This is a genomic window from Streptosporangium sp. NBC_01639, from assembly GCF_045209755.1.
Classification (GTDB): Bacteria; Actinomycetota; Actinomycetes; order Streptosporangiales; family Streptosporangiaceae; genus Streptosporangium.
On the sequence record NZ_CP109272.1, the window covers coordinates 4,098,370 to 4,111,544 of the forward strand.

Here is a 13,175-nt window from a genome sequence, read left to right on the forward strand (position 1 = left end):
GTGCAACCGCACGTAAACGATTGGCTACGCTACGCGTGTTTCTGCAGGAAAACGGGCATATGACAGGCGACTCCTGCTATTGGGACGCTACTGTTCGGAGGAGCTGCGATGGGCATGTCCAAGCAGACCGCCTTCACACTGACGTTCCTCGTGGGTCTCTCCGTGCTCGTTCCGGGGTCGGCCGGATATCTGTCCGCCAGGATGGACGCCGTCCAGCGGGCCTATCGCGATCTTGTTTCCTTGGAGGGCCGGCTCCGCGATGAGCAGCTTCTCGCGCAGGTCTCCAGGGAGCCGCAGATCCGGGCGATCGCCGTACCGGCGTTGCCCTGTCAGGTCCCTTCGCGCTCCCATTCCAAGCGGAAGAAGGCGCGCACACCCGCCGCGCTCATCCCCGTTCCGGTCCAGCCACTGCCACCTGAGGCTCCCCCGGCCACGTCCCCGCCGACCGAGGGGCTGCGGATCGAACCCCTGCCACCCGACCCCGAGGCGGCCGGACCGGGCCGGAGGATCGGGAGCCGTTACGCCCCGGCCGAGGCCGGACGCGGGCGGGCCCGGCTGGCGCATCCGGAGCGGGACACCGGCCCTGGGAAGATCATGATCGAGCAGGAGGCGGCACCCCCCATCGGCCCGCTCCGGCGGATTCCCTCGGGGTTCGCCCGGCCCGGCCTCGACCGGGAGGCGGATCACCCGGCCTTCGGCCAGGAGACCGGTCCCGGCGCCGAGTCGGAGACCGGCGGTCCCAGACTCGACCGGCGAGTAGACCACGGGGAGCCGGAGACCGGCGGTCCCGGACTCGATCGGGGGGTGGACCGCGTGGAGCCCGGTCAGGCGGAGGATCCGGTGAACTGACGGTTCAGATAGCCCCGGATCAGTCGTTTGGCCTCGGCCACGATCTCCGGGGCACCGCCGGGATCCCGCCGGAAGGCCAGTTTGAGCACCGCGTCTCCGGCTTCGACGGCCACGAGGATGGCCAGGTCGAGCTCCTCGCTGTCGGTCAGGCCGTACTCCTGGAGAAGGAGCCCGCGCAACCGGCCCGCGACCACCGCGTTGTTGTCGGACATCCCATCGAGCAGGTTGAGATCGACCACGTCACCGAAGTGCAGGGACCGGAACCCGGGGACGGTCCTGTGCATCTCCACGTACTCGTCGATGATCGCGTCGACCGCGTCCCACCAGCCGGCGTAGTCCTCCCAGAGGAAGCGTCTCCCGATCCGGGAGACGAAGCGTTCCACGTGACGCCGGGTCACCGCCTGGGTGATGGCCCGTTTGTCAGGGAAGAACTGGTAGACCGAACCGATCGCGACACCGGCGCGTTCGGCGATCCGGGTGGTGGACAGCGCATCGTAACCGACCTCGTCCAACAGGTCGGCACACGCGTCGAGCATCTTCTCGACACGCCGCGCGCTCCGCCGCTGGGTGGGCTGACGCCGCAGCAAGACTTCGTCGGGGTCCTCGACAGGCAGGGGGGGCACCCTCTCATCTTGCCCGCATGACCCCCTCCTGGTCAGTCCTTATTCAGCAATCGCGAGATTTCTCCCGCACCGGAGAGCCTGGCCAGGCGCCGCAGGACCGCCGGGGAGATCCGCGAGAGCGCGTAACCGATCTTTCCCTCGGCGTTCACGGCGACGACCGGCTGGTTGCGGTGGACGGCCCGCAGAATGTGCGCGGCCACCCGTTCCGGCGGGTACGCGCGCCTGGTCAGCGCCGCCTGCGCGCCGGCGGCCGCACCCGCCCGGGCCTCCGGTGACGTGCCGCCGCCCACGTAGGTCGCGTTGCCCGCGATCGCCGTGGAGACGAAGCCGGGACAGATCGCGGTGACGCCGATCCCGTCCCCGGCCAGTTCCGCCCGCAGGCAGTCGCTGAGCATCTTCACCGCGGCCTTCGACACCGAGTAGGCGGGCAGCGACCGGCTGGGGGCGAACGCGGCGAGCGAGGCGACGTTCACGATGTGGCCGCCCTCGCCGCGCTCGGCCATCTGGGAGGCGAACAGCCGGCAGCCGTGAATGACGCCCCACAGATTCACGTCGAGGGTCCGCCGCCAGTCCTCGACCGAGTGGTCCAGGAACGGGCCGGCGACCGCGATCCCCGCGTTGTTGACCACGATGTCGGGCACACCGTGCTCGTCCCTGACCGTCCGGGCGAAACGCTCCATCTCCGCGGCGTCCGCGACGTCGACCCGGTAGGCGTGCGCCGTACCCCAGGTGCCGGAGATGCCGTCGGCGGTGCGCCGGGCGGCGGCGAGGTCGATGTCGGAACAGACCACCTCGGCTCCGTGCGCGGCGAACGCCCGCGCGGTGGCCCGCCCGATCCCGCTGCCCGCCCCCGTGACCACCACCAGCCGGTCGGCGTACGGCCCGTGCCCGCCCGTCCGGGCGCGGCGCAGCTCCCTTGACGGCGGCGCGCCCTCGACGTGTTCGGCGAACTCGGTGATCATCCTGGCGAGTGTCCCGGGGTGGCTGCGCTGCGCCCAGTGCCCGGCGGGGATCCGCCGGTGCCACATCGCCGGCGCCCATCGGCGCAGGGAGGCCAGGAGCCCGGGGGAGACGAAGGAGTCCCGGGTGGGCTCGATGAGCTGGACCGGAGTCTCGACGATCGGCTCGGGCCGGGGCGTGCGGCGGGTGGTGAGCATGTTCGACCGGTACAGGGCGAGACCGTTCACCCCGTCCTTGACGAGGGTCTCCGCGGGATGTCCGGGACGCGGGGTGATCCCGCCGGAGACCCGCATGGTCCGCGCCAGGACGCGCGGCATCACGGTGCGCCAGGCCAGTTCGGGGACCACCGGGAGCTGGAAGGCCCCGATGTACCAGGACCGCAGGAGCTGCCCGGCGACCTCGCTCCGGCTGCCGTCCCGCATGAAGTGGGCGGCCTGATCCATCCCGGGGCCGCCGAAGGAGGTGAAGGAGGCGATCCGCTCCCTGATCTCCGGCCTGCCGAGCAGTTCCCATGCCTGGACCGAGCCCCAGTCGTGCCCCACCAGGTGCGCGCGCGGCTTGCCCACGGCGTCGAGGACGGCCGCCATGTCGGCGGCCAGGTGGTCGTAGGTGTAGTCCCGCCCGTCGCGTGGAGCGCTGGAACGCCCGGCGCCGCGGACGTCGTAGCGGACCACGTGGAAGCGGTCCGCCAGCAGGCCGGCGACCTCGTCCCAGACCCGGTGCGTGTCGGGATAGCCGTGCACCAGCAGCACCGTGGGAGCGGCCGGGTCACCCTCCTCGGACAATGCCAGCCGTACGTCACCGGATATGACCCATCTCATGGCGGCCTCCTGCCGGACGGACTTGCTGAACATTAGCTGGCCGGACACGACCGTCCTAGCCGGGCGTGGCTGCCAGTCCGGTGCAGCCGCGCAGTTCCTTCCAGCCGGCGAGGGCCTGCTGCCGGCTGGCCCCGGTGAGCGGGATCGGCACCCCGCCCTGGATGGTGGCCGGGGTCCACTGCTGCTTGAGCACCTTGCGACCGTTGATCGTCAGGGTGAGCACGCCCGTCCTGCCCGTCTCCGGGCCCCAGTTGTAGAAGACGAAGTTGCCCATGCCGTAGTTGACGTAGCCGTTCTTCAGGTAGCCGCCGCCGAGCAGGATGTGCGCGTGGCCTCCCACGACGACGTCGGCTCCGGCCGCGATCAGCTTGGGCGCCAGGGCGCGCTGGGCCTCGTTCGGGCACTTCTGCAGCTCGGTCCCCCAGTGCAGGTGGACGATCACCGTGTCGGAGTTCTTCCGCGCCCTGCGCACCTCCTGGATCAGCCGCGCCTCGTTCTTGGCCGAGGCCAGCCCTCCCTTGTCACCGGAGGCCGTCCAGGGCTGGATGAACTCGGCGTCCATCACCTGGGTCGCTCCGATGACGGCGACGCGGTTGCCGTTCACCGTCGTCCGCCACGGCCGGTATGCCTGGGCCTCGTTCCCGCCCACGCCCACGACCGGGAACCTCGCGCGCTTGATCGCGGCCAGCGAGTCGGCCAGCCCGCTCTCCATGTAGTCCATGCCGTGGTTGTTGGCCATCGAGGCGACGTCCACCCCGGCCGCCTTGAGCGCGGTCAGCGCGGTGGCGGGGGCCCGGAAGGCGTACTGCTTGCCGGGGGCCCGGGAGCCGCCCGTGGTGATCGCGGTCTCCAGGTTGACCATCGCGAGGTCGGAACGGCTGAGCACCTTGGCGATCGGGCCGAGCGCGGTCCGCGGGTCGGCGTCCAGCCGGGTCCGGAGCACCCCCTCGAAGTGCACGTCACCTCCGAAGGAGAAGGTGTACGGCTTTCGCTCGGGGGTGGGTTCGGCGTCACCGGTGGCGGTGGGCTTCTCCGCGACATCCGGTGTCTTCTCCGGGGTGGAGGATTTGGCCGCCGCGCAGGCCGCCAGGAGCAGGAAGGAAAGGGCGGTAGCGGCGGCCACACCGAGGCGGCGGGCGATATACGTGTCCATCGGTATCCGAGGATGACACCTGAACCGCCGCAAGTGGCACAACCTGGCCGTTGAATCTCCAATTCCCCCAAAGTTGGATGACTTGTTTAGTTGAATCATTCTGGTTTAGGACATAGCGTGTGGTCATGGAAGACGAGGACCGACTCCGCGAAGCAGGCCTGCGAGTGACCGCGGCCCGCCTGGCGATCATGCAGACCGTGCGGGAGGGCGACCACCTGGATGTGGACGCCGTGCACCGCGGCGTGCGGGACCGGGTCGGTCACGTCTCCCTGCAGGCCGTGTACGACTCCCTGCACGCCATGCACCGCGGCGGACTGCTCCGGCGGATCGAACCCGCAGGCAGTCCCGCCCGATACGAGACGCGGGTCGGTGACAACCACCACCACCTCGTCTGCCGGCGGTGCGGGAAGGTCACGGACGTCGACTGCGCCGTCGGGCACACCCCCTGTCTCGACCCCGTGTCGGACGCCGGATACCTGGTCGACCAGGCCGACGTCATCTACTGGGGCGCGTGTCCCGGTTGCCGTTCCGAAGACGCTCTCCGAAGAGAACCCTTGGAGGACCAGCTATGAGCACCAGGCCCACCACCACGACCGACGCGGGCATCCCCGCTCCGAGCGACGAGCACTCGCAGTCGGTCGGCCCCAATGGGCCCCTGCTGCTGCAGGACCATTACCTGATCCAGAAGATGGCCCACTTCAACCGGGAGCGCGTGCCCGAGCGGGTGGTCCACGCCAAGGGCGGCGGCGCGCACGGCATCCTCCAGATCACCGAGGACGTCAGCCAGTTCACCAAGGCCGGACTGTTCCAGAAGGGCCAGGAGACCCCGCTCTTCCTGCGCTTCTCCTCGGTGGCCGGCGAGCTCGGCAGCCCGGACACCCAGCGCGACCCGCGCGGCTTCGCGATCAAGTTCTACACCGAGCAGGGCAACTACGACCTCGTCGGCAACAACACGCCGATCTTCTTCATCCGCGACCCGCAGAAGTTCTCCGACTTCATCCACAGCCAGAAGCGCCGCGCGGACACCAACCTGCGCGACCACAACATGCAGTGGGACTTCTGGACGAACTCTCCGGAGAGCGCCCACCAGGTCACCTTCCTGATGACCGATCGCGGCACCCCGGCGTCCTGGCGCCACATGCACGGCTTCGGGTCGCACACCTTCCTCTGGTACAACGCGGCCGGCGAAAAGTTCTGGGTCAAATACCACTTCAAGACCGATCAGGGCGTCCAGAACTTCACCGACGCCGAGGCCGGTGCGGTCATCGCGCAGGACGCGGACTACCACATCCGTGACCTGCACACCGCGATCGCGGCCGGCGACCACCCGTCCTGGACGGTGAACGTGCAGGTCATGCCGTTCGAGGACGCCGCCGGCTACCGGTTCAACCCGTTCGACCTGACCAAGGTGTGGCCGCACTCCGACTACCCCGAGATCACGATCGGCAGGTTCACCCTGAACCGGAACCCGGCCAACTACTTCGCCGAGGTGGAGCAGTCCAGCTTCGAACCCGCCAACCTGGTGCCGGGCATCGGGCCGTCCCCGGACAAGATGCTCCAGGGCCGCCTGTTCTCCTACCCCGACGCCCACCGCTACCGCATCGGCACCAACTACCTGCAGCTGCCGATCAACGCTCCGCTGTCGCCCGTCCACAGCTACAACAAGGACGGCCAGATGGCCTTCAACAACCCCGCCGACCCGGTCTACGCGCCGAACACCGCAGGTGGCCCCGTTGCCGACGGGTCGCGGTACGAGGGTGAGAACTACCAGGTGAGCGGCGAGATCATCCGCTCCGCCTACACCCTGCACCGCGAGGACGACGACTACGGCCAGCCCCGCGCCCTGTGGGAGAACGTCCTGTCCGACACCGACCGCGCCCATCTGGTGAGCAACGTCGTCGGCCACGCCTCCGCCCCGGAGGTCACGGCCGAGATGAAGAAGCGCGTCGTGGCGTACTGGACCAACATCCACAAGGACCTGGGCCAGGGTGTCGCCCAGGGACTCGGCATCGCCGCCGAGTAGTCATATCCGCCGTACGGCCCACGTCTTCTCACCGAAGGTGCGGGCCGCAGGGCTGTCTCCAGAGACGCGAAAGGGGCCTGACCCGCCATTGGGCAAGCCCCCGCCCCGAAGGACAGCCACTCAGAGATCGAAATCTCCCCCTTTCACCCCGGCGACGAACGCGGCCCACCCGGAACCGTCGAAGATCAACACCGGTCCCGTCCTGTCCTTACTGTCCCTGACCGCGAACACCCACCCCGACAGGCGGGCCACCTCGACGCAGTTACCGTTGACCGCACTCCGCCGACTCTTCCGCCACACCACGCCGGACAGCTCGATATCCGACATAACTCACCTCTTCTCCCACGGGGGACCATAAGGCACCTCAAGGATGAAGGGGTGATGCAAAGCGTGCAAGATATTGGACATGGCGAGATAGGACACCGTGGCCTGGGCGCCTCCCCGGCGTGCAATGATTCTGCCCTGTTCCACCGGTGGGCCGTCAATCCACCCGGTGGGCAGGAGCATGAAAACGCAGCAATCCCGGCGGGGCGGCTCTTGTCCTCTTACCTGAGTGCCAGGGCCGCTTCTGCTACAGGTCGAACTCCCCGTCCTTCACCCCCCCGACGAAGGCGTTCCACTCGTCGGGGGTGAAGACGAGGACCGGACCGGAGCGGTGCTTGCTGTCACGGACCCCTACCTGCCCGCCGTCCAGCGCCGCCACCTCGACGCAGTTGCCGTTGGTGGCGCTTCGCGCGCTCTTCTTCCACATCACATCATTGTGATTGTTCGCGTTCATCATTCTTTCCGAAAATGACGGTGACAACGACGGGCGACAGCCCGCCGCTACTTGTTCCAGTATGTGATCGTCTCTCTGATCAGTTCCTGTGACGCCACTTCGTCGAGAGCCCGTTCCATCAGGTGCCCGAAAGCCAGCTCATACCCGTAGACCATTTCCGCGTCCTCCACGAATCGCCCGCCGAAGAGAGACTCGGTGTAGACCACGTCGGGGAAGTCGGGAAACTTCAGGTGCACGAACGCCCCGGTGGACACCGGAGGCGGAACATCCTGGGGAAGGATTCTCAACTCCACGTGCTGCAGCCCGGAGACCTCGATCAGGTAGCCGAGCTGATCCCGCATGACGCGGGCATCGCCGTACTGGTTCCTCAGCACGGATTCGTGGAACACGCTCACGTGGGTCAGCGGGTCGGATTCGTGGAGCAGCGTGCGCTGCCGTGTCATCCGGATCTTGACCAGGTTCTGAAGCCAGCTCGGCGGAACCTGGCTGGCATGCTGGTTCGCCTGAACGACCGATCGGACATATTCCTCGGTTTGCAGAAGGCCGGGCACGACCTGGGGTTCCCAGTTCCGTACCACGGTGGCTTCCGCCTCCATCCCGATGAGAGTGATGTATTCGTCGGGAATGGAATTGCGATATTTCTCCCACCACCCCTTCTGGGCGGCGTCGTCCCGCAGTGCGACCAGGACCCCCCGGAGGGCTCCGTCGACCCCGTAAAGCTCGACGAGCGCCTCGACGTCGACCTGGCCGGCCAGCGTCTTGGCGTTCTCGATCCGGCTGATCTTGGCGGTCGACCAGCCGAGACGGTCGGACACCTCGTCACCCGTCATGCCCAGGCCTTCACGCAGCCGGCGCAGTTCCATGCCCAGTCGGCGTCGACGGAGCGCTGGACTGCCACGTTCCGGCATCACGACCTCCGCACAGCATGGCGGGTGGGCCGGTATGGCCCCACCAGGAACCCATACAAATGGTAGTGCAAATTACACAGATCATTGCAGTGCATCCGGGCAAGATTATTGCTGTTTTCCTTACGGCAAGCCTTGCAGGGAAATCTTTCCTGAGCGACTATCGGAACAGGAAGGTTCCCGGAAGATCGGGGAGACCACCGGCGATCATCCGAGGGTGGTTCTGAGGATTCTCGACGGACCGTGCGCGGGGTGCACGGGCGCGCATCCGATCGGCAAAGGCGCCGTCTTCACCCGCCGGAGCAGAACGGGGGAGCCGGAGAACCGGCCGGCGACACGAAACCTCGCTTCGGTGCCACCCGGACCAAGGGCGCCCGGTCGGGCGCAGAGAGGTCGGACGCAGAGAGAGCGGGTCGGCGGCAGGCGACCCGGCCGGCCCAAGGACTCCGCATCAGAGCCGCGACAGGAGACTCCTATGTCCTTCCACGGTACCTACGCACTCCACGGAATCAGGGCCTTCGTCGCCGATCTGACCTACACCGCCGACCGAGAACTCTGCATGGATCAGGACGAGTGGGCCTACCGGCTCGGCTGGACCGTGACCAGGACCGGGTTCGGCGCCCGGCACTACCGCGAGCCCCGTTTCGACCTGCTCAGAGCCGAGCGGATCGCCGCTCCCGCACTCGCCCTGGCACCCGTTCCCGAAGAGGAGGTGGACGGCGGCGTCGCCGCGTGACCCCCGCGACGACCGCCTCGCGCGCGGGCGGGACGCGTAGGTCGGCCTCCAGGGTGATCAGCTCCGCCTCCGACCGTCCCGCGCGGGCAGGACGCGTCATCCCGCCGGACGGGCCTCGCCGCCCGGCCGTGACGCCGGCGTCTCGGCCGTCTCCCGCGCCGGGTCTTCCCTTCGCCCCGGTCCACGACCATGATGAGTTCACCCACCGAACTCAGGGAGTGCCGATGGTGACCGCGCACCGGACCTGTCCCCTCTGCGAGGCCGTCTGCGGCCTGCGGCTCACCTTGGACGGTGACGGGCACGTCACCTCGGTCAAGGGCGATCCGGACGACCCGTTCTCCAAGGGGTTCATCTGTCCCAAGGGGGCGAGTCTGGGCCGCCTCGACGAGGACCCCGACCGGCTGCGCGTCCCGATGGTCCGCGTCGGCGACGAGTGGCGCGAGGCCACCTGGGATGAGGCGTTCAGGCTGGTCGACCAGGGGCTCCGGGACGTCGTCGACACCCACGGCCGCCAGTCCGTGGCCGTCTACCTCGGCAACCCGAACGCCCACTCCATGGCCGGAGCCCTGTACGGCGGGCCGTTGATCAGGGCGCTCGGCACCCGCAACGTGTTCTCCGCCAGCACCGCCGACCAGATGCCGAAACACGTCTCCTGCGGTCTCATGTTCGGCGATCCGATGGCCATCCCGGTGCCCGACCTGGACCGCACGGACTACCTGCTGATGCTCGGTGCGAACCCGCTGGAGTCCAACGGCTCGCTCTGCACCGCCCCCGACTTCGCCGGCCGCCTCAAGGCGCTGCGCAGGCGGGGCGGCAGGCTCGTGGTCGTCGACCCGCGCCGCACCAGGACCGCCGCCCTGGCCGACGAGCACCTGTTCGTACGGCCCGGCACCGACGCCTACCTGCTGCTCGGCGTCGTGCACACCCTCTTCGCGGAGGACCTCACCGCGGTCGGCGTCGAGGTCGACGGCCTGGAGGAGGTCCGGCGGCTGGCCAAGGAGTTCACCCCGCAGGCCATGGCGCGGATGTGCGGTGTGCCCGCCGAGGAGATCGTACGGCTGGCCCGCGAACTGGCCGCGGCTCCCACGGCCGCCGTCTACGCCCGCATCGGCACCTGCACCGCCGAGTTCGGCACCGTCGCGCAGTGGCTGGTCGACGTGGTCAACGTCCTGACGGGCAACCTCGACCGGCCCGGCGGGGTCATGTTCGCCAAACCCGCCGTCGAGACCGGTCGCAGGCGCAAGCCGTACGCCGCGGGGCGTTGGCACAGCCGGGTCCGCGCGCTGCCGGAGGCGAACGGCGAGCTACCGGTGGCCACTCTCGCCGACGAGATCGAGACCCCGGGCGCGGGGCAGGTCAGGGCGTTGGTCACGGTGGCGGGCAACCCGGTGCTGTCCGCGCCGGGCGGTCCCCGCCTGGACCGGGCCTTCCGCGACCTTGCGTTCATGGTCTGCGTGGACCCGTACCTGAACGAGACGACCAGGCACGCGAACGTCATCCTGCCGCCGCCGCGCGTGCTGCAGACGCCGCACTACGACTTCTCGCTGCTCTCCTTCGCGGTGCGCAACTACGCGAGGTTCTCCCCGCCGGTCCTGCCGCTGGAGCCGGGGCGGCCCTCCGAGGCCGAGATCCTGGCGCGGCTGACGATGATCGCCTCCGGGCAGGGAGCCGACGCCGACCCGGCCCCGCTCGACGAACTGATCATCGACCGGATGCTCCGCAGGGCCGTCGGGACACCCGGCTCGCCGGTCGAGGGCCGGGATGTGGCCGAGCTACGCGCCTCGCTGGACGGGGCCACCGGGGCCGAGCGGCGGCTGGACGCCATGCTCAAGCTCGGTCCTTACGATCTGTCACTGGCCGGGCTGCGCTCCCATCCGAACGGGATCGACCTGGGCGCGCTGCGGCCGCGGCTGGCAGAGGTGCTGTGCACGGCCTCGGGACGGGTGGAGCTGGCTCCGCACCCGCTGGTCGCCGACCTCGCACGGCTGCGGGAGCGGCCGGCCGCACGGCCCACGGAGCTCGTCCTGATCGGGCGGCGCCACCTGCGCTCCAACAACAGCTGGCTGCACAACGTGGAGCCGCTGGTCGGCGGGAGCAACCGGTGCACGCTGCAGATCAACCCGGGCGACGTGGCCAGGCTCGGGCTCGGCGAGCGCGCGCTGGTGCGCTCGGCCGGCGGGGAGCTCGTCGTCCCGCTGGAGCCCACTGAAACGATCATGCCGGGGGTGGTGAGCCTGCCCCACGGGTGGGGACACGCCGGGACCGTCCAACGCGTCGCGGCGGGACACGCCGGAGTCAACGCGAACACGCTGACAGACGAGACCGTGATCGATATCCCCTCCGGAAACGCCGTGTTCAACGGGGTTCCGGTCACGCTCAGTCCGGCATGATCACATGATCGTTCGGAAAATGGGGATCGACGCGCATTAGGCTTGCGCAGGTGACCACCCCTCCAGAACAGGACCGTCTGCACGCTCAGCTCGCCTTCGCCATGGAGATAGACAAGCTCAGACGCATCGTCCGCCGCAACACCCTGATGGACGGGTCGCGGCGGGAGAACGACGCCGAGCATTCGTGGTACGTGGGCATGCTGGCGATGGTCTTGGCCGAGCACGCCCCGCCGGGCACCGACCTGGACAAGGTCGTCGCGATGCTGCTCGTCCACGACATCGTCGAGATCGATGCCGGAGACACCTTCATCTACGACACCCACGCCGTCGAGGCCCAGCTCGGGATCGAGCGCAAGGCCGCCGACCGGATCTTCGGGCTGCTCCCGGCGGACCAGGCGACGCGGCTGCGCGCGCTGTGGGACGAGTTCGAGGAGCGTGAGACTCCGGAGGCCAGGTTCGCCAAGGCCCTGGACAGGATCGCGCCGATCATGGCCAACCACCACAACGAGGGCGGCACCTGGTCGCTCTACAAGGTGACGGCCCCACAGGTGCTGGAGAAGGTGAAAATCATCGAGGAGGGGTCGGCGACACTGGGCGCCTACGCCACCGAAATCATCGAACTCTCCGTCAGCCGGGGGCATTTGGCGCGTGCATAACCCCGTTACCGGGTAAGTCCCTATGGGTCGAAAAGGGGGCGAGAGTGAAGGAAACAGTGAAAACAGGACGTCGGACCTTCGGACGCCTGATGGGTCCGGTAGACCTCACCGACCGGATCGAGCGGTCGACCGGCATGGACCGGCAGATCCAGGTGATAAGCAGGGCCGTGCGCCGGCGGCTGAGGCCGGGACGGCTGCGCGACCTGCTGCACGGGGTGCCCCTCGGTAAACCCATGCATCCACCGATCGCCAACATCAGCCTGGGCCTCTGGGCGGCGGTGGCGGTGCTCGACACGATCCGCGCGGATCCACGTGCCTCGCGCGCGCTGCTCTTCGGCGGGATCGCCAGCGCCGCCCCCGCGGCGGCGGCGGGCGTCACCGACTGGTCGGTGCTCCACAGGGAGCAGCAGCGGGTCGGATTCGTGCACGCGATCACCAACCTGACCGCCCTCGGGCTCTACGCCGGCTCGCTGGCCTTCCGGCTCGCCGGAGACGAGCGGCGCGGCAGACTGCTGTCGTTCGCCGGGCTGAGCGCCGCGGGCCTGGGCGGCTACCTCGGCGGACATCTGGCCTACCGGCAGGCGGCCGGGGCCAACCACGCCGAGTCGGTCACCCACCTGGTCCCTCTGGGCTGGCACAACCTGTGCGAGGTCGGCGGCCTGCCGGACGGTCGCCCGGTGACCCGGCGGCTCGGCTACATCGACCTCTTCGTACTACGCAGAGGCGATGAGGTCACCGTGCTCGCCGACGGCTGCTCCCACCTGGCGGGACCGCTGCACCAAGGACGCCTGGTCTCCGAGAACGGCTCCGCCTGCGTGGTGTGCCCCTGGCACGGGAGCACGTTCCGACTGTCGGACGGAACGGTCGCGCACGGCCCCGCCACGGCTCCGCAGCCGTCCTTCGAGACCCGGGTGCGCGGTGACGGCGTGCTCCAGGTCCGCCCCTCCCAGAGCTGAACGGGCTGGGCGACCGGACGCCTCGGCAGGTGAGCACAGCGGCTCGGCGTCCGGACGCTCAGCGGGGCCCTCGACCTAGTCGGGCTTGCCGTCGGCCGGGTGCTCGACCAGGGCGAGGATACGGCTGGACATGAACCGTGCGGTGCGTACGGCCGTACCGCTGCGGGTCACCTCGCTCACCTCGACCACGCCACCCCGGCTGTTGACCACTTCGACCCGGCGGCCCGCCTTGGTGGCGACGACTTCGTAGGTACGCGAACTTTCGCCCGCGTCGATGACGATCTCTACCTTGTCGCCCTTCATAACTGTTTTATGCCCATAAGTG

Annotated in this window: 14 protein-coding genes; 7 read left to right on the forward strand and 7 right to left on the reverse strand. The window is 69.0% G+C overall.

Annotated elements, in window-relative coordinates; translation table 11 throughout:
* The first annotated feature begins 114 nt into the window (after positions 1-114).
* Positions 115-849 (forward strand): hypothetical protein, encoded by a 735-nt coding sequence (locus OHA77_RS18580; RefSeq protein WP_406319274.1) that lies wholly within the window; start codon positions 115-117, stop codon positions 847-849.
* On the opposite strand, the gene OHA77_RS18585 is transcribed toward OHA77_RS18580, so the two are convergent.
* From OHA77_RS18585 to OHA77_RS18595, 3 genes are read right to left on the reverse strand one after another with little or no spacing between them, the layout of a single operon-like run.
* Positions 825-1,472 (reverse strand): TetR family transcriptional regulator, encoded by a 648-nt coding sequence (locus OHA77_RS18585; RefSeq protein WP_326819410.1) that lies wholly within the window; start codon positions 1,470-1,472, stop codon positions 825-827. The genes OHA77_RS18580 and OHA77_RS18585 overlap by 25 nt on opposite strands.
* A 32-nt stretch (positions 1,473-1,504) precedes the next feature.
* Positions 1,505-3,253, reverse strand: coding sequence for an SDR family oxidoreductase (locus tag OHA77_RS18590; RefSeq protein ID WP_406319275.1), 1,749 nt, complete (start codon positions 3,251-3,253; stop codon positions 1,505-1,507).
* Positions 3,254-3,308: 55 nt separating this feature from the next.
* A complete protein-coding gene (locus OHA77_RS18595) occupies positions 3,309-4,406 on the reverse strand; it encodes a CapA family protein (protein WP_406319276.1) in 1,098 nt (365 codons plus the stop codon).
* Between the two features lie 125 nt (positions 4,407-4,531).
* On the opposite strand from OHA77_RS18595, the gene OHA77_RS18600 reads away from it, so the two are divergent.
* Both OHA77_RS18600 and OHA77_RS18605 read left to right on the forward strand, forming a co-directional pair.
* Positions 4,532-4,978: a Fur family transcriptional regulator gene (locus tag OHA77_RS18600; protein ID WP_406319277.1), complete on the forward strand. Its 447-nt coding sequence runs from the start codon at positions 4,532-4,534 to the stop codon at positions 4,976-4,978.
* Positions 4,975-6,429, forward strand: coding sequence for a catalase (locus OHA77_RS18605; protein WP_406319278.1), 1,455 nt, complete (start codon positions 4,975-4,977; stop codon positions 6,427-6,429). The genes OHA77_RS18600 and OHA77_RS18605 overlap by 4 nt, the downstream gene beginning before the upstream one ends.
* A 120-nt stretch (positions 6,430-6,549) precedes the next feature.
* On the opposite strand, the gene OHA77_RS18610 is transcribed toward OHA77_RS18605, so the two are convergent.
* The 3 genes from OHA77_RS18610 to OHA77_RS18620 all read right to left on the reverse strand — a co-directional run bounded on the left by OHA77_RS18610 (position 6,550) and on the right by OHA77_RS18620 (position 8,115).
* Positions 6,550-6,756: a DUF397 domain-containing protein gene (locus tag OHA77_RS18610; protein WP_406319279.1), complete on the reverse strand. Its 207-nt coding sequence runs from the start codon at positions 6,754-6,756 to the stop codon at positions 6,550-6,552.
* 244 nt (positions 6,757-7,000) lie between these two features.
* Positions 7,001-7,180: a DUF397 domain-containing protein gene (locus tag OHA77_RS18615; RefSeq protein ID WP_406319280.1), complete on the reverse strand. Its 180-nt coding sequence runs from the start codon at positions 7,178-7,180 to the stop codon at positions 7,001-7,003.
* A gap of 74 nt (positions 7,181-7,254) precedes the next feature.
* Positions 7,255-8,115: a helix-turn-helix domain-containing protein gene (locus OHA77_RS18620; RefSeq protein WP_406319282.1), complete on the reverse strand. Its 861-nt coding sequence runs from the start codon at positions 8,113-8,115 to the stop codon at positions 7,255-7,257.
* 472 nt (positions 8,116-8,587) lie between these two features.
* Here OHA77_RS18620 and OHA77_RS18625 point away from each other — a divergent pair, with 472 nt between their 5' ends.
* From OHA77_RS18625 to OHA77_RS18640, 4 genes are all read left to right on the forward strand, one after another.
* Positions 8,588-8,848 carry a hypothetical protein gene (locus OHA77_RS18625; protein WP_406319283.1) on the forward strand — a complete coding sequence of 87 codons (261 nt, stop codon included), beginning with the start codon at positions 8,588-8,590 and terminating at the stop codon, positions 8,846-8,848.
* A gap of 224 nt (positions 8,849-9,072) precedes the next feature.
* A complete protein-coding gene (locus OHA77_RS18630; RefSeq protein WP_406319284.1) occupies positions 9,073-11,238 on the forward strand; it encodes a molybdopterin-dependent oxidoreductase in 2,166 nt (721 codons plus the stop codon).
* Between the two features lie 101 nt (positions 11,239-11,339).
* Positions 11,340-11,894 (forward strand): HD domain-containing protein, encoded by a 555-nt coding sequence (locus tag OHA77_RS18635; RefSeq protein ID WP_326826970.1) that lies wholly within the window; start codon positions 11,340-11,342, stop codon positions 11,892-11,894.
* Positions 11,895-11,983: 89 nt separating this feature from the next.
* Entirely contained in the window at positions 11,984-12,850 is an 867-nt protein-coding gene (locus OHA77_RS18640) for a Rieske (2Fe-2S) protein (RefSeq protein ID WP_406319285.1), read from the forward strand.
* Between the two features lie 75 nt (positions 12,851-12,925).
* Here OHA77_RS18640 and OHA77_RS18645 read toward each other — a convergent pair whose 3' ends face one another.
* Positions 12,926-13,153, reverse strand: coding sequence for a hypothetical protein (locus OHA77_RS18645; protein WP_326819395.1), 228 nt, complete (start codon positions 13,151-13,153; stop codon positions 12,926-12,928).
* Between the last annotated feature and the right edge of the window lie 22 nt (positions 13,154-13,175).